Origin of the sequence: Enterococcus sp. DIV1758, assembly GCF_051711985.1 — a bacterium.
GTDB lineage: Bacteria > Bacillota > Bacilli > Lactobacillales > Enterococcaceae > Enterococcus > Enterococcus faecalis.
The window spans coordinates 40,095-65,399 of the sequence record NZ_JBIOOA010000001.1; the positions used below are offsets into that span (position 1 = coordinate 40,095).

Genomic DNA, 25,305 nt, shown 5'->3' on the forward strand with positions numbered 1-25,305 from the left:
AGAAAAACCCTTGATTTTTAAATCAAGGGTTTTTCTTTCTAAGAACGTGCTTGCCCATTTCCATAAATAACATATTTTGTCGAAGTAAGCTCTGCTAGACCCATAGGTCCACGGGCATGTAATTTTTGCGTACTAATACCGATTTCGGCGCCAAATCCAAATTCAAAACCGTCCGTGAAACGAGTTGAAGCATTCGCATAAACAGCGGCTGCATCCACTTGTTGTAAAAATTGTTGTGTGGCAAAGTAATTATCACTAATAATACTTTCGGAATGTTTTGTATTGTAGCGATTAATATGCTGGATGGCTTCGTCTAAAGAATCAACGACTTTCACTGCTAAGATAAAGTCGAGAAATTCCGTTTCCCAATCTTGTTCAGTCGCTGGAATGGCTTCTTCAAAAATTGCTAACGCACGTTCATCTGCCCGAAGTTCCACGTGAAACTCCTTCAAGGCTTTTTCAATTGTTGGTAAAAAGGCTTCAGCCACTTCTTGATGAATTAATAACGTTTCGGCGGCGTTACAGACAGAAGGACGTTGACATTTAGCATTGACAATAATTTCAGTTGCCATTGTTAACTGAGCGTCTTTGTCCACGTAAATATGACAATTGCCTGTGCCCGTTTCAATAACAGGAACAGTGGCCGTCGTCAAAACAGTTTTGATTAAGTTGGCGCCGCCACGTGGAATGAGGACATCCAAGTAGTCATTTAAGCGCATAAGTTGTTGGGCTTTTTCTCTAGAAGTATCATCAACAAATTGAATGAGATGGGGAGAAACGGCTTCTTGTATTAGCGCTTCTTGTAAAATTGTCACCAATATCTGATTGGAGTGAAACGCTTCTTTTCCGCCTCGAAGAATAACAACATTTCCCGATTTAAAACAAAGGCTAGCGGCATCTGTTGTCACGTTTGGCCGCGATTCATAAATGATCCCAATAACACCTAAAGGCACGCGTTGTTGCCCAATTAACAGCCCCGCTTCATTGCGCCACATTTTATCTACTTCCCCAATTGGATCGGGTAAAGTAGCGACTTGGCGTATGCCCTCGGCCATCGCTGTGATCCGTTCTTCTGTTAAACGTAAGCGGTCTTGCATTGTTTCAGAAATTCCGTGGGTAGCGGCTTGCTCTAAGTCTAATGCGTTTGCTTGTAAAATGCGGGGCGCATTGGCTTCAATGGCTGCGGCCATTTTGTTTAACAAAGTATTTTTTTGACGAGTATCCATCAAGCCTAGCGTATAAGAGGCTTCTTTAGCTTGTTGCCCTAGTTGCTTTAAATCAGTCACTTTCATGCCCTCCTTTAATAAATAACGTACCGATATCTTTTCCTTCTAAAATTTCAAAGATGATTTTTGGCTGCTTTCCGTTTGCTAAAATCATCGCCTGTTGATTAGCTAACACACGTTCAGCAGCTTTTAATTTACTAGACATCCCACCAGTGCCAAAGCGGCTCCCCTTACCACCGGCTAATTGGAACAAGTCTTTATTAATTTCATTGATTTCAGAAAATAACGTGGCTTCTTTGTTGACAGTAGGGTTATCTGAAAAGAAACCATCAATATCTGATAACATAACTAACAAGTCAGCTTGAACAATTTGGCAGACAATGGCTGACAATTGATCGTTATCCCCGAACTTGGTTAAGTGATCCAATTCTTCAATTGCGACAGTATCATTTTCATTGACGATAGGAATAATATTCATTTTTAAGAGTTGTTCAAAAGTATTGGTAACATTATTGCGACTTTCAGGATATTCAATAACATCACGAGTTAATAAAACTTGTGCCATTTGTTGGCTATAGGTTGAAAACCGCTGATTATAAATGTTCATTAATTCTGCTTGGCCGACTGCAGCGACTGCCTGTTGTTCTGGAATTGTCGTTGGGCGCACAGATAGATTTAATTTATTCAGTCCGACACCAATTGCGCCAGAAGAAACTAAAATAATTTCTTTGCCTTGGTTGCTTAAATCACTCAAAGTAAAGGCTAATTGATCAATTGCTTTTAAGTTAATATTGCCATTGGGATAAATCAGAGAACTGGTTCCGACTTTGATCACAATTCGTTTGGCCTGTTGGAGTTTGTTTCTCATAAGTGCCTCGTTTCTTTTTACAGTAAAATTTGACACTCATTATAACAAAATCAGCGGCTACTAGAAAGTGCTAAATAATGAATAGTAAAGAAAGTTTAATGAAAGTGTGAACTTTTTGAGGGAATCTTGGGACTTTTTGGGATTTGGTCTGTTTATTTTAAGAGAAGATGATAGACTAAAAGAAGGAAAATAAACAAAAATTCTCCTCTTTTTTGCGTAGTCTAGATTAACTGGGCTTTTAGAAATGAGAAACTTACTAAAAACAACCAGAGTATCAGAGATTATGGTAAAATAGGAGTAGTTTAGACAGTAGGGGAGAATGAATATGAAACAACGTGGTTTTGAGATTATTTCTAAGTATCAAGAAGAGGGCTTGAGTGTCCCACAACGAGCAACAAAAGGTGCCGCTGGGTATGATTTTCAAGCAGCCGAAACGGTCGTTGTACCAAGTCTTTGGAAGTTACAACAAGCTGGAGAAAATCCCAAACCAATTTTAGTTAAAACAGGAATTAAGGCGTATATGCCTGATTCTGAATATTTAGAATTGGTGAGTCGTTCTTCGAACCCGCTAAAACGGTTCCTACTTTTAGCGAATGGTGTCGGAGTCATTGACAGTGATTATTATAATAACGAGAATAACGAAGGACATATCATGTTCCAATTTTTAAACTTTGGATATGAAGATGTTGTCATTGAAAAAGGTGAACGAATTGGCCAAGGGATTTTTAAGCCGTTTTTATTAGCGGATGATGACCAAGTCGAGGCAGAAAGAACGGGCGGTTTTGGTTCGTCTGGACAAAAATAAAGCCCATTTTTTCAGTAGGCAACGTTATTCAAACCATTTAATAAATGTTAAAATAAACAACAGATAAGGAGATTCTACATGGCAAAAAAAGCAAAAGTTCAATTTGAATGTCAAAGCTGTGGGTATGTGTCTCCAAAATATCTCGGCCGCTGTCCTAATTGTGGACAATGGAATTCGATGGTGGAAGAGGTTATTCAAGATACTTCTGATCGTCGTGCTAGAGTAAGTTTGACTGGTAAAAAGACACAACCACAACGGCTATCTGAAGTCGTACCTAAAAAAGAGCCTCGTGTAAAAACTGAATTAGTGGAGCTGAATCGGGTTTTAGGTGGTGGCGTTGTCCCAGGTTCGTTAGTTTTAATCGGTGGCGATCCCGGAATTGGTAAGTCAACATTGCTCTTACAAGTATCGCAACAATTAGCAGCCACAGGTGGCACGGTTTTATATGTTTCTGGTGAAGAAAGTGCTGAGCAAATTAAATTACGAGCGGAGCGTCTAGGCACCGTCAACGAGACATTTTACTTATACGCAGAAACAGATATGCACGAAATATCACGAGCCATTGAAAAATTAGAACCAGATTATGTCATTATTGACTCGATTCAAACAATGACGCAGCCAGATGTTACCAGCGTTGCTGGTAGTGTCAGTCAAGTCCGAGAAACAACTGCCGAATTATTGAAACTGGCAAAAACGAATGGGATTGCCATTTTTATTGTCGGACACGTAACGAAGGAAGGGTCTATCGCAGGGCCACGGATGTTGGAACATATGGTAGACACGGTTCTTTATTTTGAAGGAGATAAGCATCACACCTTTAGAATTTTACGGGCTGTCAAAAATCGGTTTGGCTCAACGAATGAGATTGGTATTTTTGAAATGCAGACACATGGATTGGTTGAAGTTATGAATCCTTCTCAGGTCTTTTTAGAAGAACGTTTAGAAGGAGCCACTGGGTCTTCGATTGTGGTAGCAATGGAAGGTTCACGCCCCATTTTGGTGGAAATCCAAGCGTTAGTTACCCCAACGATGTTTGGCAATGCCAAGCGAACGACCACCGGGTTGGACTTTAATCGCGTTTCTTTAATCATGGCGGTTTTAGAAAAACGGGCAGGCCTTTTATTACAAAACCAGGATGCGTATCTAAAAGCGGCTGGTGGAGTCAAAATTAATGAACCAGCTATTGATTTAGCGTTAGCAATCAGTATTGCTTCTAGCTATAAAGAAAAAGGAACCTCATCTTCAGAATGTTTCATTGGTGAGATTGGTTTAACTGGTGAAATCCGCCGCGTGAATAGTATTGAACAACGAGTGCGTGAAGCGCAAAAACTAGGCTTTACAAAAGTCTATGTCCCTAAAAATAACCTTGGTGGCTGGGAAGCGCCTGAAGGGATTGAAATTATTGGCGTTTCAACAATTGGTGAAACGTTAAGAAAAGTTTTTAAATAATGAAAGTAGAAATAATCCGTTTAGGTTGTTGGTGGCGTATGATTTTTATACGCCCCACAACACTAGACGTCTTTATTAAATAAACGAGGAGGATGGCTATATGCAAAAACGAATCATCACGTTGCTGATGATCATTGCTGGTGCAAGTTTAGGAATTTCTCTTTTCCCCATGGCTTGGGAAATGGCTAAGCAAGGCAATAACAGTTGGTTAAACAATAACTTTACGAACGGATTAATCGGTGCAATTATTTTCTTTATTTTATCTTTAGGGTTAGCAAAGTATATTGTTTCCGCTGTCAAAAAAATCGAAGCAGCTTTAAATGAAATGAGTTTAACCTATTTATTATTTGGAAGTATTGGTGCCATCATTGGTTTAACAATTGGCGTCATTATCTCCATTCCAATGTACAACTTACAAATTCCTGTCGTGAATAGTTTACTACCAATTCTAGTTATGATTATTCTGGGTTACTTAGGTTTCCGAATGGGAACAACACGGATTGAGGAATGGAAAAAAGTTTTCACACCTCGCCAAAAGAAAGCAAATACGGAAGACGCCGAAGGACAAATGTTGGAACGTAAAGTGGAAGACAACTTCCATAAATACAAAATTTTAGACACCAGTGTCATCATTGATGGCAGAATCTACGATATCGCGAAAACAGGATTTTTAGAAGGTGTTTTGCTCATCCCTAACTTTGTTTTATATGAATTACAATACATTGCTGATTCTGGAGACAGTTTAAAACGGGTGAGAGGTCGTCGTGGCTTAGATATTTTAAATGCTTTACAAAAAGAAGAAGGTATCTCCGTTGAGATGTATGACGGAGATTTCGAGGATATCTCTGAAGTAGATAGTAAATTAATCAAATTAGCAAAATTATTAGATGGCGTGGTTGTGACCAATGACTACAACTTAAATAAAGTCTCTGAATTTCAAAATGTGCCTGTTTTAAACATTAATGCTTTAGCTAATGCTGTGAAACCAGTGGTGATTCCAGGTGAAACGATGAATGTGATGGTTGTAAAAGCTGGAACAGAGCGTCAACAAGGGGTCGCTTACTTAGATGATGGCACAATGGTTGTGGTAGAAGATGGCCAGCATTACATGAATGAGCAAATCGAAGTGGTCGTCACAAGTGCTTTACAAACCGCAGCTGGGCGTATGATTTTTGCCAAACCGGCGCATGCGGGTCGCGGGATTAATGATCGCAAGGATAACCATCCTAAAAACGATAAAAATTAAGCAAAGTGAGGACTTAGTATGATTCGAATCGGTCAAGGTTTTGATGTTCATCAATTAGTTCCGCAACGACCTTTAATTATTGGTGGGGTTACTCTTCCTTATGAAAAAGGTCTGTTAGGGCACTCAGATGCCGATGTTTTAACACATGCAATTATTGATGCAATCCTTGGTGCCGCTGGTCTGGGTGATATTGGGCAACTGTTTCCCGAAACCGATCCGCAGTTCAAAAATGCGAATTCTGTAAACTTATTAAAAAAAGTAAATGAAAAAGTTGGGCGGTCGGGCTTTACTATTGGCAATATTGATTGTACAATTTTAGCGGAAGAGCCAAAGATGAGCCCATACTTGGCAGAGATGAAAAAGAATCTAGCCGCGAGTTGCCACTTAGCGGTCACACAAGTGAACATTAAGGCAACGACCATGGAAACGATGGGCTTTGTTGGTAAAAAAGAAGGAATCGGCGCAATTGCCGTTGCTTTATTGGAAAAATAACTGAAAACGACGTTAAACCGTCTGTTTTTAAAAAATGGAAAGAGGAATGAACATGACGAAAGTTCGTGTGCGTTACGCACCAAGTCCAACTGGACACTTGCACATTGGGAATGCAAGAACAGCATTATTTAACTACTTATTTGCCCGCCACAATGACGGAGAATTTATCATTCGTATCGAGGATACCGACCAAAAACGGAACATCGAAGACGGCGAGAAAAGTCAGTTGGAAAACTTAGCATGGTTAGGGATGGAATGGGATGAATCACCTGCTCATCCGGGAGAATATGGTCCATATCGTCAATCAGAACGTAAAGAAATTTACCAACCATTGATTGATCAATTATTAAGTAGCAATCGTGCGTATAAGTGTTATTGTACGCCAGAAGAATTAGAAGCAGAACGTGAAGCACAACAAGCTCGTGGGGAAATGCCTCACTACGCAGGCACTTGTGCGAATTTAACACCTTCTGAACAAGCAGCCAAAGAAGCGGCTGGTCTAGAACCAGTGATTCGTTTCCGTGTGCCACGTAACACAGAATACAAATTTGATGACATCGTAAAAGGTGAAATTACTTTTGAGTCAGATAACATTGGTGGCGATTTTGTCATCCAAAAACGTGATGGGATGCCAACGTATAACTTTGCCGTTGCAGTAGATGATCACTTAATGAAAATTTCTCACGTTTTACGTGGCGATGATCATATTGCGAACACACCAAAACAATTAATGATTTACGAAGCGTTTGAATGGACACCACCTGTCTTTGGCCATATGACCTTAATCATTAATTCAGAAACTGGCAAAAAATTGAGCAAACGTGATGAAACAATTTTACAATTTATTGAACAATACCGTGAATTAGGTTACTTACCAGAAGCCATGTTCAACTTTATTGCTTTACTAGGATGGTCTCCTGTTGGCGAAGAAGAAATCTTCTCACAAGAAGACTTGATTAAATTGTTTGATGAACAACGCTTAAGCAAGTCACCAGCGGCCTTTGATGCGAAAAAATTAGAATGGATTAACAATCAATACATGAAACAAATGGACTTAAGTGAACTAACAGATATGTGTATTCCTTATTTAGTCGCTGACGGTCGTGTTGAAGAAAATCCATCTCCTGAAAAAATCGAATGGTTAAAACAATTAGTTAGCTTGTATCAACCACAAATGAGTTATGCAGCTGAAATTGTGGAACTATCAAACTTGTTCTTTAATGAACATCCAGTTTTAGATGATGCTGCGAAAGAATTCTTGCAAGGAGAAACAGTGCCAACTGTGTTACATGCGTTTAAAGAACAATTAGAAGCCTTGGACGTTTTCGATGTGCCAAGTATTAAAGCAGCGATTAAAGCCGTCCAAAAAGAAACCGGCGTTAAAGGCAAAAACTTGTTTATGCCAATTCGAATTGCTGTTTCTGGACAAATGCATGGTCCTGAATTAGGTGAAACTATCGAATTATTAGGCAAAGAAAAAGCATTAGATCATTTAAATAAAGTGTTATAAAAACACAAAGAATAGAAGAAGTAGACAATCAGATGGATTTCAGAGACGCTGTGGGTGGTGAGAACAGCGAGCATCTTTTGTCAAAATGCATCTATGAGTGGCTTCGGTGAAAAAAGTAACCGAAGACGTCGGCAGGCGTTAACTGTATCGAGGCAAGAGCTAGTTCTTGTGAAGAAAAGTGGAACCACGCATGGGCGTCTTTTAAGCAACGTTTTTTTGTTGCTTAAAAGACGTTTTTTATTTTTGTATAATAGAAAGGAGTTCACCCTATGAGTTGGTTGAAACGTAGCGTCGCAGCTGTTAAAAGAAACGATCCTGCAGCGCGGACCACACTAGAAGTTCTTTTAACGTATCCTGGCTTGCACGCCCTGTTTTGGCATCGCTTGTCTCATTTCTTATATAGGCATCAGTTGTTTTTGTTGGCGAAGATTCATGCACAATTTTGGCGTTTCATAACGGGCGTAGAAATTCATCCCGGAGCCACAATTGGTGCGGGAGTTTTTATCGATCACGGCATGGGCATTGTGATTGGGGAAACCGCGGAAATAGAAGAAGATGTTGTTTTGTTTCACGGAGTGACGTTAGGTGGGACCGGTCGTGATACGGGTAAACGCCATCCAACAGTGAAAAAAGGAGCGATGATTTCGGCACGAGCTCAAATTTTAGGGCCAGTTGTGATTGGTGAACGTTCAAAAATTGGTGCGGGTGCTGTTGTTATTTCAGACATCCCAGCAGATGCCACAGCTGTGGGTGTTCCTGCGAAAGTCGTTCGTCTAAATGGAAGAAAGGTGGAAAAAGGGCATGATTAAAATTTATAATACATTGACCAGAGAAAAAGAAGTATTTACGCCAATTGAGGCGCATAAAGTTCGGATGTATGTCTGCGGACCAACCGTGTATAACTATATCCATATCGGTAATGCGCGCAGTGCGATCGCCTTTGATACGATTCGTCGTTATTTTGAATATCGTGGGTATGAAGTGAATTATGTCTCGAACTTTACAGATGTCGATGATAAAATTATCAAGGCAGCCAAAGAATTGAAAATTACTGCGCCGGAAGTGGCGGAGCGTTTTATCAAAGCCTTTGAAGAAGACACGCAAGCATTGAATGTCCAACCAGCAACGTTACATCCTCGGGTGATGGACCACATGCCTGATATCTTAGCTTTTATCGACGTTTTAATTGAAAAAGGTTTTGCTTATGAGGTCGCAGGTGATGTGTATTATCGCACCCGTAAATTCCCTAATTATGGTAAATTAAGCCATCAATCGATTGATGAATTAGAAGTGGGGGCAAGTCAACGAACTGGCGTTGAACAACAATTAAAAGAAGACCCATTGGATTTTGCTCTTTGGAAAAGTGCCAAAGAAGATGAAATTTCTTGGGATTCTCCTTGGGGGAAAGGACGTCCCGGCTGGCATATTGAATGCTCTGTCATGGCGACAAAACACTTGGGAGAGACGATTGATATTCATGGCGGTGGACAAGATTTAGAATTTCCACATCATGAGAATGAAATTGCACAGAGCGAAGCCAAAACAGGCCATACCTTTGCCAATTACTGGATGCATAACGGCTATGTCACAATTGGTGAAGACGATGAAAAAATGAGCAAATCCCTAGGTAACTTCATTACTGTTCATGAAATGATTCAAAAAGTGGATCCGCAAATTTTACGTTTCTTTATGTCCACTACCCAGTACCGTCGCCCGATTCGTTATAGCGAAAGCACTCTAAAAGAGGCAGCAGCCAATTATCAAAAATTGAAAAATGCGTTTGAAAATTTACGATTTAGACAAGCAGATGCGGTCGCAAGTTTGCCAGAGGATGAACACTATTTAGCGCAATTAAACGAATTAGAACAACGTTTTATTACGGAAATGGACGATGATTTCAATGCAGCTAACGGGATTACGGTCGTTTATGAATTAGCGAAGATGATGAATCAGTACAGTGAACAAGCGACAGTTTCGGAACCAGTTCTAGTGGCGATGGATAAGCTTTTCAGTGGCTGGTTAGCTATTTTTGGTTTATTCTTTAAAAACGAAGAATTAGTGGATGCACAAGTCGATGCGTTAATTGAAGAACGGAACCAAGCACGGAAAGACCGTGATTTTGCCCGAAGTGATGAAATCCGCGATTTATTAAAAGAACAAGGCATTGTTTTAGAAGATACTCCGCAAGGAACGAGATGGAGAAGAAGTGAATGAGAGATTACAAACAATTAAACGGTTTAGCTTTGGCCTATGTTGGCGATGCGATTTATGAAATTTACATTCGTGATTATTTAGTTTCCTTGGGACAAACGAAACCGAATGTTTTGCATCGCATGGCGACACACTACGTGTCAGCAAAAGCCCAAGCAAGCTTAATGCAAGCGATGTTAGCGGGAGAAATGCTAACGGAGGAAGAAGAAGTGATGTACAAACGCGGTCGGAATGCTAAAAGTCACACCTTTGCTAAAAATGCTGATGTGACGACCTATCGGGTAGCGACCGGTTTCGAATCCTTGATGGGTTATTTACATTTAACACAACAAAAAGAACGTTTAGAAGAATTAATTAACTGGTGTATCAAGAAAGTAGGTGAAACCAATGAAAAATGAAAAATCTCGTCCTTTTAAAAAAGGTAAGAAACGTCCAGAGCGTTCAGACAAGCGTTCAAAAGAACGGAACCCACGACCAGCGACAGCAGGTGCTGATGGAACCTCAGAAGAGCTAGCAGATAACTTTGTCTTTGGTTTCCATGCCACTGTTGAGGCGTTGCAGCAAGGACGCGGGAATAAATTGTTTTTACAAGAAGATGCTCGTGGCGAGAAAATTGAGCAATTAAAACAAGCAGCGAAAGAACAGGCGGTTCCAGTCAAATGGGTGCCTAAAGCAAAATTAGATACGATGAGTGATCACGGCGTGCATCAAGGCATGGTTTTAGCAATCACAGCGTATCAATATTTAACTTTAGAAGAATTATTGGAACAAACAAAAGAAAAGACAGCAACACCATTTTTCCTAATTTTAGACAGTCTAGAGGACCCACATAACTTTGGCTCAATTTTGCGAACAGCTGATGCGACAGGCGTGGACGGTATTATCATTCCGAAACATCGCGCAGTGGGAATTACACCAACCGTAACCAAAGCGTCAACAGGGGCCGTGGAACATATTCCAGTGGCTCGTGTAACGAATCTAGCGCAAAGTATTGCAACGCTAAAAGAGAATCAATTTTGGATTTTTGGTACAGATATGTCTGGGACGGATTATCGTCGCTGGAATACACAAGGCGCAATTGCCTTAATCATCGGAAATGAAGGTCGTGGCATGAGTCAAGGTCTTCATAAAGAAGTGGATGAATTATTAACGATTCCAATGACTGGACACGTTCAAAGCTTAAACGCTGGTGTGGCTGCAGGCTTGCTAATGTATGAAGTCTATCGTGGCCGCAACCCATTATAGAAGAAGGCGATTGTATGAAAAAACAATTGTTAATCGTTGATGGCTATAACATGATTGGTGCTTGGCCAGAATTGGTCCAGTTGAAAAAGCAAGAGCGTTTAGAGGATGCGCGTGAACTGCTTCTTAGTCGTCTGTCCAATTATGCCAAATATGAAGGGGTGGAAATCATTGTGGTCTTTGATGCCCAATTAGTCCCAGGTATTCAGCAAACGTACAAAAAGTACCTTTTGACCGTGGTTTTCACCAAAGAAGATGAAACAGCAGATAGTTATATTGAACGTCTAGCTGGTGAAAAAAATGATCGTTTAACGCAAGTAACAGTCGCAACGAGTGATTTGGCTGAACAATGGGTGGTCTTTTCACAAGGTGCATTGCGGACTTCGGCCAATGAACTTTACAAAGCTGTCCAGAAAACAGAAAAGACGATTGCCATTCATGCAACGGATATCCATTTTCAGCAATTTCGTCGAAATTCTCCATGGAACGTGGAGCAGTTATCAAAACTTTCTGAGAAGCTAGAAGAATTGTCTCAAAAAAAAGATTAAACAAATGTTCGCTTAAGTCATAAATTTCTAACATGCTATGCTCTCCTAAATCATTCGATACGTTTATCGAAAAGGAGGGCTTTTTATGTTAGAACAGATTCAACAAGCATTAGCAGGAGACCAAGAACAATTTCAAGCTTTATATGGGCAATATCAGCCAGTGATTTATAAGTGCATGAAAAAATACTATTTAAAAGATTATGATACTGAGGACTGGCTTCAAGAAGGGCGAATTGTCTTCTTTCGGACGTTAGAACGATTTGATTCAGAAAAACAAGCATCATTAGGAAAGTTTTTTAAACGAAATTTTGAAAATCACGTACATAGCTTAATTCGCCATCAATGCGCCTATAAGCGACGAACAGATACCTTGTCTATTTCTCTGGAACAACGCTTAGAAAGCGCTGGTGAAGAGTTAGTGGACTATTTAGGGACAGCGGCCACCGATCCATTAGGTCAATTAATGATTCAAGAAAAATTGGCAGCTTTTCCGACACGTCTTTCCTCGTTGGAACAACAAATTTTAAACGCATACTTAAAAGGCTACACGTTAGAAGAAATCGCTAAAGTACGTGGGGGAACTTTTTCAGCTGTCCGAAGTGCCTATGATCGTGCCAAAGCAAAAATGAAATATACATTAGAAAATGAATAAAAATTCGACAAAACAGCCGGTTTGTCGAGCAAAAGTAGTTGCAAACAGACTTCTAGTATGATAAACTTGAAATTTTTTAAAAAAAGTGATATAATGTTTCTCGAGGTGAATGCAATGCCAACAACGTTATCGTCAATTAAGAAAGATTTGGAAGGCCGTATCGGCAGTGAAATTATGTTAGTTGCTCAGACTGGAAGAAAGCGCCAAACAGAACGTAAAGGAATCTTAACGGAGACTTATCCATCTGTTTTTGTTGTTGACTTGGATCCAGACGAGAACTCATTTGAACGTGTATCTTATAGCTATTCAGATGTTTTAACACGCACCGTTGAAATCGAATTCATCGGTCAAGCCGTATAATTTAGAAAGTCCGCTTAGGAGTGAAGGAAGAGCCCTTCGTTCCTAAGCTCTTTTTAATTTCAGCCATCTGTCGTCAGAGAAAGAGCAATCTTCGGTGTACTTCTTCATGGACATATGATAGAATCTAAAAGATTAAAATGTTGGTAGACAAAAGATTAAGGAAGGTGAATCAGGGAACCGATGGAAATAATCGAACGAGCTCCTGCGAAAATTAATCTTGGGTTAGATGTTCTGCATAAACGTGTGGATGGCTATCATGAAGTTGAATCTATTTTTGCAAGTGTAGATTTAGCCGATCATTTAACTTTTGAAAATCTAGAAGAAGACATCATTCGTATTGAAACGGACAGCTCTTTTTTACCCGTGGATCGACGGAATCATGTCTATCAAGCAGTTGACTTATTAAAGCGTACCTATAATATTCATAAAGGAATTAAAATATATATTGAAAAACGTATCCCCGTGGCAGCTGGTTTAGCAGGTGGTAGCAGTGACTGTGCCGCAGCATTACGAGGCTTGAACAAGCTGTGGAATCTGGGGTTGACGATGGACGAACTCTGTGAAATTGGTAGCCAAATTGGTATGGATGTTCCTTATTGTTTAAGGGGCGGAACAGCCTTTGCAAACGGACGTGGGGAGAAAATTGAAGCATTACCGACCATGCCTCAATGTTGGATTGTGTTAGTTAAACCAAGAATTAGTGTATCTACTAGTACCGTTTTTAATGATTTAGCGGTAGATGAATTGCACCATCCAGATATTGCTGGACTAAGAATAGCTATTGAAAATGGTGATTATACTGGGATGACCCAGACGGTCGGCAATGCGTTGGAAAGTGTCACGATTGCCAGACATCCAATCGTGCAACAAATCAAGGATCGCATGCTGAAGTACGGCGCTGATGCAGCGTTGATGAGCGGCAGTGGACCGACAGTCTTTGCTTTATGTGAAAAGAAAACACGAGCACAACGGATTTATAATGGACTCAAAGGCTTTTGCGAAGAAGTTTATTTGGTTCGGACATTGAAATAAATAAAAAACAACAGAGCGTGGGACAAAAATCACTTTGGATTTTTGTCCCACGCTCTGTTGTTTTTTTAAATTTATTCCTTGACGTCCCGTGATCCATTTGGTACATTATTCCTGGCAAATCGTAAATATTACGGTTTATAATAGGTAAATCGAAAAGAGGACAGAACATGACGAAAATCTACCGCCGTTTGATAATCGGCGTTACTTTAGCAATCAGCGCTTTTCTTTTAGCTAGTTGTGGGCAAACCACACAATCGCCAAAAGAGAAGAAAGAGCTCACGGTAATGACTACTTTTTATCCGATGTACGACTTCGCAAAACAAGTCGTTGGTGATGAGGGAGAGGTTGAGCTGTTGATTCCAGCTGGAACGGAACCACACGATTATGAACCAAGCGCAAAAGACTTAGCGAAAATTACTGATGCGGATGTCTTTGTTTATAATAGTAAAGAGCTAGAAACTTGGGTTCCGAATGTTATTGAAAACTTGGACACGAAAAAAGTTTCAATCGTGGAAGCCAGTCAATCCATTCAATTGATGCAAGGAACAGAAGAGGAAGAATCTGGCGAAGAAGGTCATGAAGGCCATAACCATTCTCACGAACTGGATCCGCATGTCTGGTTAGATCCCGTGTTAGCGCAAAAAGAAGTGATAGCGATTCGGGATGCGCTTATCAAAAAATATCCTGAGAAAAAAGCCGTATTTGAAAAAAATACCGCTGCTTATTTGGAAAAATTGACTGCGCTAGATAAGGAATACCAAGCTGCATTTGCAGGCGCTAAAAATCGGACCTTTGTGACGCAACATGCTGCATTTGGCTATTTGGCAAAACAATATGACTTGACCCAAGAACCGATTGCTGGGATTTCTCCAGACCAAGAACCTTCGCCAAGTCGTTTAGCCGAATTAAAAAAATATATTAAAACAAACAATGTTTCTGTGATCTATTTTGAAGCATCGGCTTCTACAAAAGTAGCCAAAACATTGGCAGATGAGACAGGCGTCGAATTAGCCGTATTGAATCCTTTAGAGAGTTTAACTCAAAAAGAACAAGAAGCAGGCGAGAACTATGTGTCTGTCATGAAAGAAAACCTCGCCGCTTTACAAAAAAGCATTCATTAATCTGGCAACAGAAAGGAGCCAACTTATGCATTATATTGAAGTCGAAAATTTAACCTTCTATTATGATGATGAACCTGTTTTAGAAGATGTTTCTTATTATGTTGATCCAGGGGAATTCGTTATTTTAACAGGAGAAAATGGCGCTGCCAAGTCAACGCTGATCAAAAGTACTTTAGGGTTATTAAAACCAACAAGTGGCAAAATTACGGTCGCTAAAAAAAATAGTGCTGGTGAAAAAATCAGCATTGGCTACATTCCACAACAAGTCGCTTCTTTCAATGCGGGCTTTCCTAGCACCGTCATTGAATTAGTACGTTCAGGTCGTTTTCCCAGAAATCGTTGGTTCAAACCGTTGTCGAAAAAAGATCATCTTCATGTGGAAAAAGCTTTGAAATCAGTGGACATGTGGGAAATGCGCCACAAACGAATTGGCGAGCTTTCTGGCGGGCAAAAGCAACGAATTAGTTTAGCACGAGTGTTTGCGACTGATCCAGATTTGTTTATTTTAGATGAGCCAACAACAGGTATGGATGAACAATCGCGAAACGAATTTTATCAATTGTTGCAACACAGTGCGCATGAACATGGAAAAGCTATTTTGATGATTACGCATGATCATGAAGATATCAAAACCTATGTAGATCGTCAAATTCGTCTTGTCCGCAAAGAAGATTCGAAATGGCGTTGCTTCCATATGAGTGAAGAATCGTATACGTAAATTTTCCAATAAAACGTTATCTGGCTCGATAATAACGAAAGCCTAGGAACAGCTTAAAGAAATGTTGGAAAAATTTAAAAAATAAGCAGGAATTAAAAAATTAATTCGCTTAAACGTCGCTACAATGGTAGTGTTCATTTTAGCGGTAAGGAGTGAATCGTATGGCAGAAATGCTTTCTTATGCATTTATGCAAAAAGCCTTTTTAGCAGCACTGTTTATCTCAGTGATTGCTCCAATGCTCGGCGTCTTTCTAGTTATTCGCCGACAATCTTTAATGGCAGATACCCTTTCACATGTGTCATTAGCCGGTGTGGCACTAGGCTTCTTTTTTAATTGGAATCCTAATTTAATGACCTTAATTGTCGTGATTGTGGCTGCAATCATTCTAGAATATTTACGAATGATTTATAGCACCTATTCAGAAATTTCGATTGCTATTTTAATGTCAGGCGGTTTGGCTTTGGCGTTAGTTTTAATGAATTTAACAGGAGGCAATTCAGCTGCTAGTATTCAATCGTATTTATTTGGTTCCATCGTCACGATTACGTGGGATCAAGTGGTTATGTTGGCAATTTTATTCGTAGTTTTAGTTCTATTGTTTATGTTATTTAAACGCCCAATGTATGTTTTAACATTTGATGAAGATACTGCTCATGTTGATGGGCTACCTATTCATTGGATGTCGATGCTTTTTAATGTAATTACTGGTGTGGCGATTGCTGTGATGATTCCGATCGCGGGAGCCTTGTTAATTTCAGCAATTATGGTCTTACCAGCTGCGATAGGTATGCGAATTGGTAAAGGCTTCAACACGGTAATCATCATCAGTGTGTTTATGGGCTTGATTGGCATGCTAACAGGGTTGACTAGCTCGTATTATTTGGAAACACCACCGAGTGCAAGCATTACCCTAATTTTTATTGGTTTATTCTTATTAGTCAATATTTATCGCCGAGTGGTTGTTATGGTCCAACGAAAACAAAAAATGCAAAGAAACTAAGGAGAAAAACGAAAGTTTTTCTCCTTTATTTCTTTTTTTTAAAAGAAATGGCGAACTATTTTCAGTTATTTGAAAAAAATCCTCGAATTTTTCGGTTAAACCCCTTATAATAAGGAACGATAGAATGAAAAGGAGTGACGAATTTGAAAATTCGGAGAAGTGAACGATTAATCGATATGACCCAATATCTTTTAGATCATCCCCATACATTGGTTTCTTTGACATATTTTGCTGACCGATACCAATCTGCCAAGTCTTCCATTAGTGAAGATTTAGCAATTGTTAAAAAAACATTTAAAGAACGTGGAACAGGTATTTTAGAAACGATTCCAGGCGCTGCAGGCGGTGTCCGCTTTATCCCTGAAATTCCTTATGAGGAAGCGGAGCAGTTGATTATGGATTTGTGTGATCGTTTGTCAGAACAAGATCGCTTATTACCTGGGGGTTATGTTTATCTTTCAGATTTACTTGGGGAACCGAATTTATTAAGACAAGTGGGCCGGATTATTGCTTCTAAATATTTAGGCAAACAAATTGATGCGGTAATGACCGTTGCGACCAAAGGAGTGCCAATTGCGCAAGCTGTGTCTTATTACTTAAATGTTCCGTTTGTGATTGTTCGTCGCGATTCTAAGATTACTGAAGGTTCAACGGTGAGCGTGAACTATGTATCAGGGTCTTCAGAACGTATCGAAAAAATGGAACTTTCAAAACGCAGCTTAAAACGCGGCTCAAAAGTTTTAGTCGTGGATGACTTCATGAAAGGCGGCGGCACCGTCAATGGTATGAAGAGTATGATTGAAGAATTTGAAGCAGAACTTGTGGGCATTACCGTTTTTGCTGAGTCAAAATTCAATGGCCGTCGTGCAATCGATGACTACACTTCGCTATTATATGTGGAAGATGTGGATACACAAACAAAAACGATTAGCGTAGTCCCAGGAAACTATTTCACAGAGAAATAATTTGAAAAAGAACCTGAAAATGGTCCATTCCATTTTCAGGTTCTTTTTTTCTGTTTTATTCCTTTAAAAAAAGATGAGAAAATAAATTGGTCTACCTTTTAAATGCCTTATTTTGTTGAAAAAGACAAAAGAGTAAGATAAACTAGAAAAGGTATAATGAGGACGATTTAGAAGAAAATCAAACAATTTAGTTAATTTGAGGTGGCAAACGTGGAAAATAGATACGCAATTATTTTAGCAGCTGGTAAAGGAACACGCATGAAATCTAAACTTTATAAAGTATTGCATCCAGTTGCTGGTAAACCAATGGTCGAACATATTTTAGATCAGGTAGAACAAACAGAACCAACAGAAATCGTGACAATCGTTGGACATGGGGCGGAAATGATTAAAAGCCATTTAGGCGAACGTAGTCAATATGCCTTACAAGCTGAACAATTGGGAACTGGGCATGCAGTCATGCAAGCACAAGAGTTATTAGGTGGTAAACAAGGAACAACATTAGTTATTACAGGGGATACGCCGTTATTAACTGCGGAAACCTTGAAAAATTTATTCGATTACCATCAAGGTAAGAATGCAAGTGCGACTATTTTAACAGCGCATGCAGAAGACCCAACAGGCTATGGTCGAATTATTCGTGATCATGTGGGCATTGTTGAACGAATCGTGGAACAAAAAGATGCCAGTGAAGAAGAAGCACGTGTTCAAGAAATTAATACAGGAACCTTCTGTTTTGATAATGAATCATTGTTTGAAGCGTTAGCGAAAACAGATACAAACAATACACAAGGGGAATACTATTTAACAGATATCATTGAAATTTTGAAAAAAGAAGGCAAAGCTGTCGCTGCTTACCAAATGGCAGACTTTGACGAAGCAATGGGTGTAAATGATCGCGTCGCTTTATCCACTGCTAATAAAATTATGCATCGTCGTTTAAATGAAATGCATATGCGAAATGGTGTTACATTTATTGATCCAGATACAACGTATATTGATGAAGGTGTGGTAATTGGTTCAGACACAGTCATTGAAGCGGGAGTCACTATCAAAGGAAAAACAGTGATTGGCGAAGATTGCTTGATTGGCGCACATTCAGAAATCGTTGATAGTCACATCGGCAATCAAGTGGTTGTTAAACAGTCTGTGATTGAAGAAAGTGTGGTTCGCGAGGGGGCCGATGTGGGTCCGTATGCACATTTACGTCCTAAAGCAGATGTGGGGGCAAACGTACACATTGGTAACTTCGTGGAAGTAAAAAATGCAACAATCGATGAAGGAACAAAAGTGGGCCATTTAACATACGTTGGTGATGCAACATTAGGCAAAGATATTAATGTCGGTTGCGGCGTTGTTTTTGTTAATTATGATGGCAAAAATAAACACCAAACAGTCGTGGGTGATCACGCGTTTATTGGCTCTGCAACGAACATTGTTGCGCCAGTCACGATTGGTGATCATGCGGTGACTGCTGCTGGTTCAACTATCACAGAAGATGTCCCTTCAGAAGATTTGGCGATTGCCCGGGCACGTCAAGTGAATAAAGAAGGCTATGCTAAAAAGTTACCTTACATGAAGGATTAACCTCAAATAAAAAAGAACGCTCTTTTGCTTAAGCAAAAGAGCGTTCTTTTTCCTCCTTAAAGACTAGACCAATTGCTGCTAATATTTGTTTAGAGGCATTCAAGGACTAGACCAATGCTGTTTGTTCGGTATTTTTAGTTATTTTTTTCAAAAAAATAGTTTTTGTTCTGCTTTTCCAATATAAAAAGACTTTCTTTTTTATAAAGTTCGTGTTTTGGTCAAAATTACTATTTTTTTCACAAACAAATCCGCTGTATTGTCCAAAAATAAAAACAATTTACAGGAAAAACATCTTATTTTAACGGAATTTACTGTTTTTTATTTAACGGATATATTATGATAGGAAAAGAAGAGCAGCGTGATGGGGGAAGGCTCTTTTTGTTGTTTGTTACTTTGACAATTGTTTGTTGCAAATGGGTTGAAACACAAGGAGGAAATTTGTGAAAAAGTTGAGCTTTAAAAAAGTGAAGTGGGGCATGCATTTTTTAATGGCTGTTGCGTTGATAGCGCCAAGCGTTACTAGTACGGCATATGCAGTAGAAACAACGAGTCAACAAAGTTCAGAAGCAGTAACAAGTACCACCGATTCAAGTAGAAAACAAGAACCAGTCATTACACAGGAAACAACAGACATCAAACAAGAAGCACCAAATCAGGCTACGAGTGACAGTGTCAAGCAGTCACAAGAAACCACAGCACCAACAGAGACGACGAATTTAGAAACGTCAACCGCTGAAAAAGAAGAAACGAGCACGCCGCAAAAAATAACAATTTTAGGTACGTCAGATGTTCATGGTCAATTATGGAATTGGTCTTATGAAGATGATAAAGAACTACCAGTTGGTTTGTCCCAAGTAAGTACAGTCGTCAACCAAGTCCGGGCACAAAACCCAGCAGGCACCGTTTTAATTGATAATGGCGACAATATTCAAGGCACTATTTTAACAGATGACTTGTATAATAAAGCGCCTTTAGTGAATGAAAAGACCCATCCAATGATTACCGCCATGAATGTGATGAAGTATGATGCAATGGTTTTGGGGAATCATGAGTTTAATTTTGGTTTACCGTTAATCAAAAAAATTCAACAAGAAGCCACTTTTCCAATCTTGTCTGCGAATACCTACAATAAGGAAGATGGTCTTCGTTTTGTTGAAGGGACTACCACGAAGGAACTTGATTTTAATCAAGATGGGCAGCCAGATTTAAAAGTTGGGATTATCGGCTTAACAATTCCGCACATTCCTTTCTGGGATGGCCCTCGTGTTACTTCGCTTAATTTTTTACCTTTGAAAGAAGAAGCAGAAAAAGCAGTTACTGAGTTGAAAGCTAACGATCAGGCTGACATTATTGTTGCCTCGATTCATGCGGGACAACAAAATAGTGATCCGGCTGCCAGCGCCGACCAAGTAATTGAAAATGTCGCGGGGATTGATGCGTATATTCTGGGTCATGACCACCTTTCTTTTACCAAGCAAGGAGCAGCGCCGAATGGAAAAACTGTACCGGTAGGGGGACCGAAAGATACGGGGACAGAGGTTGTCAAAATTGATCTTTCAGTTGCTAAAAATGCCGATAAGTGGGAAGTGCAAGAAGGTACAGCAACGATTGTACCAACAACGAATGTTCCAGCAGATGAAGCAGTTAAGGCAGCGACAAAAGAATACCATGAGCAAACGCGAGCGTTTATTCAGGAGGAGATCGGCACAGCAACAGCTGATTTTTTACCAAAACAAGAAATTAAAGGAATTCCCGAAGCACAATTACAACCAACAGCGATGATTTCTTTAATTAATAACGTTCAAAAAGAAGTGACAGGTGCACAATTAAGTGCGGCAGCGCTGTTTAAATACGACAGTAAATTACCTGCGGGGAAGATTTCCTATGCCACGATTTTTGATATCTACAAATACCCGAATACCTTAGTGAGTGTTCCCATTAACGGTGAAAACTTACTGAAGTATTTAGAAAAACAAGGGGCGTACTATAACCAAACACAGCCAGATGATTTGACCATTAGTTTTAATCCAAACATTCGTGTATATAACTATGACATGATTTCTGGAGTGGACTACAAGATTGACATTTCAAAACCAGTGGGTGAACGAATTGTAGATGCGAAAATTGACGGCCAACCGTTGGATCCTGCCAAAGAATATACGCTTGCTATGAATAATTATCGTTACGGCGGTTTAGCTAGCCAAGGGATTCAAGTAGGGGAACCTATTAAAAATTCTGATCCAGAAACCTTACGAGGAATGATTGTTGATTATATTAAGAAAAAAGGAACGCTTGATCCAGAACAAGAAATCGAACGAAATTGGTCAATTATTGGGACAAATTTTGATGAAAAATGGCGTGCCAAAGCAATCGAATTAGTGAATGACGGCACTCTTCAAATTCCGACTTCTCCTGATGGACGTACACCAAACGCCGCCGCTATTACGAAACAAGATGTCCGTAATGCGGGCTTTGATTTAGATAATGCATATACCGTTATGCATACAAATGACGTTCATGGACGATTAGAAGCAGGGAAAGGCGAATTAGGTATGGCGCGTCTAAAAACTTTTAAAGACCAAGAAAACCCAACCTTGATGGTGGATGCAGGGGATGTTTTCCAAGGATTACCAATCTCCAATTTCTCCAAAGGCGCGGATATGGCCAAAGCAATGAATGAAGTTGGTTATGATGCCATGGCGGTGGGAAATCACGAGTTTGATTTTGGTTTAGAGATTGCACTAGGTTATAAAGACCAACTGAATTTTCCGATTTTATCTAGTAATACGTATTACAAAGATGGCAGTGGAAGGGTTTTTGATCCGTATACAATCGTAGAAAAAGCCGGGAAAAAGTTTGCCATTGTAGGTGTGACGACCCCAGAAACAGCAACGAAAACACACCCGAAAAACGTAGAGAAGGTGACATTTAAAGACCCGATTCCAGAAGTAGAAGCGGTGATTAATGAAATTAAAGAGAAGTACGCGGATATTCAAGCTTTCGTGGTTACTGGGCATTTAGGCGTAGATGAAACGACGCCGCATATCTGGCGTGGTGATACGCTAGCAGAAACCCTTAGTCAAACATATCCTGAGTTAGATATTAATGTGATTGATGGACATTCGCATACAGCCGTCGAAAGTGGCAAACGTTATGGCAAAGTGATCTATGCTCAAACAGGTAATTATTTAAATAATGTTGGAATTGTCACAGCACCAGAGAATGAACCAACTAAGAAAGCAGCAAAATTGATTCCAGCAGAAGAGTTGCTAGGATTGCCAGAAAACCCGGCAGTTAAAGCCATCGTTGATGAAGCACGAACGAATTTTAACGCTGAAAATGAAAAAGTAATTGTCGATTATATTCCATTCACATTGGATGGACAACGAGAAAATGTGCGCACACGAGAGACCAACTTAGGGAATTTGATTGGTGATGCAATTATGTCATATGGTCAAGACGCGTTTAGTCAACCTGCTGATTTTGCAGTAACTAATGGTGGCGGCATTCGCGCTGATATTAAGCAAGGACCGATTAAAGTTGGGGATGTCATTGCTGTGTTACCTTTTGGCAATAGCATTGCGCAAATTCAAGTAACCGGCGCTCAAGTTAAAGAAATGTTTGAAATGTCTGTTCGTTCGATTCCACAAAAAGATGAGAATGGCACAATTTTACTAGATGATGCTGGCCAACCAAAACTTGGCGCAAATGGTGGTTTCCTACATGTTTCAAGCTCCATTCGTATCCACTATGATTCCACAAAACCAGGTACTCGCTTGGCTAGTGACGAAGGCAATGAAACAGGACAAACGATTGTCGGTAGTCGCGTATTAGGAATAGAAATTAAAAATCGGCAAACACAAAAGTTTGAACCATTGGATGAGAAGAAACAATACCGGATGGCTACCAATGATTTCTTAGCTGCTGGTGGTGATGGTTACGATATGCTAGGTGGTGAACGAGAAGAAGGGATTTCACTAGATGCTGTCTTAATTGAATACTTGAAAAGTGCAACCAGCTTGCGGTTGTATCGTGCAGCAACGACGATTGATTTAGCACAATATAAAGAACCATTCCCAGGCGAACGAATTGTTTCTATTTCGGAAGAAGCTTACAAAGAGTTAATCGGTGGAGGAGAGACGCCAAAACCAGATCCAAAACCAGATCCAAAACCAGATCCAAAACCAGATCCAAAACCAGATCCAAAATCAGACCCGAAACCAACACCAGAAACACCAGTAGCAACCAATAAACAAAACCAAGCGGGAGCAAGACAGAGCAATCCATCCGTAACAGAGAAGAAAAAGTATGGCGGCTTTTTACCTAAAACGGGTACAGAAACAGAAACGCTTGCATTATATGGTTTACTGTTCGTTGGACTTTCTTCTTCTGGCTGGTATATTTATAAACGATGTAACAAAGCTAGTTAGTCATTTTTTAAGAACCGTCCTTCGGGATTGGTTCTTTTTTTATTTTAATGCTTGCCATTTGTTTTTAATTTTAGTATTATAAGAATATTCCAAAAATTAAAAAATGAAGAGTTTTTTCTGTGAAGGGAGAAAGGCATGAAAAGTAAACGTATAAAAGGACTTATCGGGTTAAGTTTAACAACGCTATTAGTTTTAGCTGCTTGTGGTGGTGATGGGGGAGCTGGCGCCGAAAAAGCAAAGGGCGGATCAGAGAAAACTGCCGCTAAACAAGAATTTAAAGTAGTGGTTCAACAAGAAATGCCTTCTGCAGATTTATCTTTAGGAACAGATACAATTAGTTTTACGGCACTGAATAATGCGTATGAAGGAATTTATCGTTTAGATGATAAAAGCAAGCCGCAACCAGCAGGAGCTAAAGAAAAAGTGCAAGTCAGTGATGATGGTCTGACGTACACAGTGAAACTAAGAGAAGAAGCAAAATGGTCCAATGGTGATCCTGTCACAGCTGCCGATTATGTTTTTAGTTGGCAACGTACAGCAGATCCTCAGACTGGCGCTGAGTATGCTTATTTTCTAGAAATGATTGAAAACGGTGCAGACATTGTAGCTGGTAAGAAACCAGTTTCTGAATTAGGCATTAAAGCAAACGGAGATTACGAGCTAGAAATTAAACTGGCAAAACCAACACCATATTTTGATTATTTACTGGCCTTTCCACTATTTTTCCCGCAACATCAAGCAACCGTAGAGAAATATGGCAAAGATTACGCTGCTTCCAGTGAAAAAGCAGTCTATAATGGTCCGTTTGTCTTAGCTAACTTTGAAGGGGCTGGCTCAGATACCAATTGGACTTTGGAAAAAAATGAAAACTATTGGGATAAAGACAATGTCAAATTAGATAAAATCAATTTTGATGTTGTCAAGGAGGCGCCAACTGCCTTGAACTTATTCCAAGATGGTCAAGCAGACGATGTTATTTTAAGTGGCGAATTGGCCCAGCAAATGGCGAAGGATCCAGAATTGGTTATCGAAAAAGAAGCACGAACCAGCTATTTGGAATTTAATCAGCGAGATAAAAATTCACCGTATAATAATGTGAATTTACGCAAAGCAATTTCAGCAGCGATTGATCGCAACGCATTAGTAGATAAAATTTTAGGCGACGGCTCAGTAGTCGCTACCGGCTTAATTCCAGAAGGGATGTCGTATTCGCCGACAGATGACAAAGATTTTGCTGATGAAAATAAAAAAATTGTTGAATATAGCCCAGAAAAAGCAAAAGAACATTGGGCAAAAGCTAAGAAAGAATTGGGCATAACAACACTCAAAATGGATATTGTTGCCGATGATGTCGATTCTACGAAAAAGTTAGCGGAATATATTCAAGGTACGTTAAAGGATACTTTAGAGGGCATTGATGTAACAGTGAGCCCAGTGCCGTTTTCAGTTCGAATTGATCGAGGCAGTCGCGGCGATTTTGAGACAATCTTAGGTGGTTGGGCTGCGGATTACGCAGATCCAAGTAGTTTCTTAGACCTTTTTGTTACTGGTAATAACTATAATCGCGGGCGTTTTTCAAGTAAAGCCTACGATGAGTTGATCGAGGCTTCAGCCACAAGAGATGCTTCAGATCCTGAAAAACGTTGGGAAGACATGGTTAAGGCTGAGAAGTTATTGATTGGTGAAGAGACCGCTTTAGCCCCACTTTATCAAAAGGCGACTGCCCATCTACGCAGTAAAGAAGTAAAAGGTGTCGTTGCCCATGGTGCTGGTGCACAATATGATTATAAGTGGACATATGTAACAGAAGAGTAGTTAAAAAAGAGACACAGAACAAGTCAA

The 25,305-nt window shown here is 39.8% G+C and carries 22 protein-coding genes and 1 other annotated feature; of the genes, 20 read left to right on the plus strand and 2 right to left on the minus strand.

Going from position 1 to position 25,305, the window contains the following annotated elements; genetic code table 11:
* Nucleotides 1-38: 38 nt before the first annotated feature.
* Together IGJ52_RS00165 and proB are read right to left on the minus strand one after the other, a co-directional pair.
* Nucleotides 39-1,292: a glutamate-5-semialdehyde dehydrogenase gene (locus IGJ52_RS00165; RefSeq protein ID WP_025189152.1), complete on the minus strand. Its 1,254-nt coding sequence runs from the start codon at nt 1,290-1,292 to the stop codon at nt 39-41.
* Nucleotides 1,279-2,094: a glutamate 5-kinase gene (proB, locus tag IGJ52_RS00170; RefSeq protein ID WP_010714974.1), complete on the minus strand. Its 816-nt coding sequence runs from the start codon at nt 2,092-2,094 to the stop codon at nt 1,279-1,281. Before proB ends, IGJ52_RS00165 begins: the two co-directional genes overlap by 14 nt.
* 319 nt (nt 2,095-2,413) lie before the next feature.
* Between proB and IGJ52_RS00175 the strand changes: the two genes are divergently transcribed.
* The 20 genes from IGJ52_RS00175 to IGJ52_RS00270 all read left to right on the plus strand — a co-directional run bounded on the left by IGJ52_RS00175 (nt 2,414) and on the right by IGJ52_RS00270 (nt 25,278).
* A complete protein-coding gene (locus IGJ52_RS00175; protein ID WP_002361472.1) occupies nt 2,414-2,899 on the plus strand; it encodes a dUTP diphosphatase in 486 nt (161 codons plus the stop codon).
* 78 nt (nt 2,900-2,977) lie between these two features.
* The gene (radA, locus tag IGJ52_RS00180; RefSeq protein ID WP_002356050.1) at nt 2,978-4,348 is read left to right on the plus strand and encodes a DNA repair protein RadA; all 1,371 of its coding nucleotides are present in this window, start codon (nt 2,978-2,980) and stop codon (nt 4,346-4,348) included.
* 100 nt (nt 4,349-4,448) lie between these two features.
* On the plus strand, nt 4,449-5,594 hold the full coding sequence (locus tag IGJ52_RS00185; RefSeq protein WP_002383500.1) for a PIN/TRAM domain-containing protein: 1,146 nt from the start codon (nt 4,449-4,451) through the stop codon (nt 5,592-5,594).
* 18 nt (nt 5,595-5,612) lie between these two features.
* Nucleotides 5,613-6,086, plus strand: a complete 474-nt coding sequence (gene ispF, locus IGJ52_RS00190) for a 2-C-methyl-D-erythritol 2,4-cyclodiphosphate synthase (RefSeq protein WP_002367570.1) — start codon at nt 5,613-5,615, stop codon at nt 6,084-6,086.
* Between the two features lie 52 nt (nt 6,087-6,138).
* The gene (gene gltX / locus IGJ52_RS00195) at nt 6,139-7,596 is read left to right on the plus strand and encodes a glutamate--tRNA ligase (protein WP_010706819.1); all 1,458 of its coding nucleotides are present in this window, start codon (nt 6,139-6,141) and stop codon (nt 7,594-7,596) included.
* Nucleotides 7,595-7,801 (plus strand) — a binding site (T-box leader). Its footprint overlaps the gene before it by 2 nt.
* A 64-nt stretch (nt 7,802-7,865) precedes the next feature.
* Nucleotides 7,866-8,405: a serine O-acetyltransferase EpsC gene (epsC, locus tag IGJ52_RS00200; protein WP_002356054.1), complete on the plus strand. Its 540-nt coding sequence runs from the start codon at nt 7,866-7,868 to the stop codon at nt 8,403-8,405.
* Entirely contained in the window at nt 8,398-9,810 is a 1,413-nt protein-coding gene (gene cysS / locus IGJ52_RS00205; protein WP_002370606.1) for a cysteine--tRNA ligase, read from the plus strand. Before epsC ends, cysS begins: the two co-directional genes overlap by 8 nt.
* The gene (locus IGJ52_RS00210) at nt 9,807-10,205 is read left to right on the plus strand and encodes a Mini-ribonuclease 3 (RefSeq protein ID WP_002356056.1); all 399 of its coding nucleotides are present in this window, start codon (nt 9,807-9,809) and stop codon (nt 10,203-10,205) included. Before cysS ends, IGJ52_RS00210 begins: the two co-directional genes overlap by 4 nt.
* A complete protein-coding gene (gene rlmB / locus IGJ52_RS00215) occupies nt 10,195-11,052 on the plus strand; it encodes a 23S rRNA (guanosine(2251)-2'-O)-methyltransferase RlmB (protein WP_002378685.1) in 858 nt (285 codons plus the stop codon). Before IGJ52_RS00210 ends, rlmB begins: the two co-directional genes overlap by 11 nt.
* A gap of 14 nt (nt 11,053-11,066) precedes the next feature.
* Nucleotides 11,067-11,597 (plus strand): NYN domain-containing protein, encoded by a 531-nt coding sequence (locus IGJ52_RS00220; RefSeq protein ID WP_002383499.1) that lies wholly within the window; start codon nt 11,067-11,069, stop codon nt 11,595-11,597.
* Between the two features lie 85 nt (nt 11,598-11,682).
* Complete coding sequence (locus tag IGJ52_RS00225) at nt 11,683-12,249, plus strand: sigma-70 family RNA polymerase sigma factor (protein WP_002356059.1); 567 nt, start codon at nt 11,683-11,685, stop codon at nt 12,247-12,249.
* 57 nt (nt 12,250-12,306) lie between these two features.
* On the plus strand, nt 12,307-12,609 hold the full coding sequence (locus IGJ52_RS00230) for a Veg family protein (RefSeq protein WP_002383497.1): 303 nt from the start codon (nt 12,307-12,309) through the stop codon (nt 12,607-12,609).
* 180 nt (nt 12,610-12,789) lie between these two features.
* The gene (ispE, locus tag IGJ52_RS00235; protein WP_002356061.1) at nt 12,790-13,641 is read left to right on the plus strand and encodes a 4-(cytidine 5'-diphospho)-2-C-methyl-D-erythritol kinase; all 852 of its coding nucleotides are present in this window, start codon (nt 12,790-12,792) and stop codon (nt 13,639-13,641) included.
* Nucleotides 13,642-13,808: 167 nt separating this feature from the next.
* A complete protein-coding gene (locus IGJ52_RS00240; protein WP_002383496.1) occupies nt 13,809-14,762 on the plus strand; it encodes a metal ABC transporter substrate-binding protein in 954 nt (317 codons plus the stop codon).
* A 25-nt stretch (nt 14,763-14,787) separates the two neighbouring features.
* Nucleotides 14,788-15,480 (plus strand): ATP-binding cassette domain-containing protein, encoded by a 693-nt coding sequence (locus tag IGJ52_RS00245; protein WP_202254134.1) that lies wholly within the window; start codon nt 14,788-14,790, stop codon nt 15,478-15,480.
* A 161-nt stretch (nt 15,481-15,641) separates the two neighbouring features.
* Entirely contained in the window at nt 15,642-16,481 is an 840-nt protein-coding gene (locus tag IGJ52_RS00250) for a metal ABC transporter permease (protein ID WP_002383493.1), read from the plus strand.
* A gap of 143 nt (nt 16,482-16,624) precedes the next feature.
* Nucleotides 16,625-17,446, plus strand: coding sequence for a pur operon repressor (gene purR, locus IGJ52_RS00255; RefSeq protein WP_002381336.1), 822 nt, complete (start codon nt 16,625-16,627; stop codon nt 17,444-17,446).
* Between the two features lie 201 nt (nt 17,447-17,647).
* Nucleotides 17,648-19,033: a bifunctional UDP-N-acetylglucosamine diphosphorylase/glucosamine-1-phosphate N-acetyltransferase GlmU gene (glmU, locus tag IGJ52_RS00260; RefSeq protein ID WP_002356067.1), complete on the plus strand. Its 1,386-nt coding sequence runs from the start codon at nt 17,648-17,650 to the stop codon at nt 19,031-19,033.
* Nucleotides 19,034-19,473: 440 nt separating this feature from the next.
* Nucleotides 19,474-23,463, plus strand: a complete 3,990-nt coding sequence (locus IGJ52_RS00265; RefSeq protein ID WP_438791817.1) for a 5'-nucleotidase C-terminal domain-containing protein — start codon at nt 19,474-19,476, stop codon at nt 23,461-23,463.
* Between the two features lie 135 nt (nt 23,464-23,598).
* Complete coding sequence (locus IGJ52_RS00270) at nt 23,599-25,278, plus strand: peptide ABC transporter substrate-binding protein (protein ID WP_438791818.1); 1,680 nt, start codon at nt 23,599-23,601, stop codon at nt 25,276-25,278.
* Nucleotides 25,279-25,305: the final 27 nt, after the last annotated feature.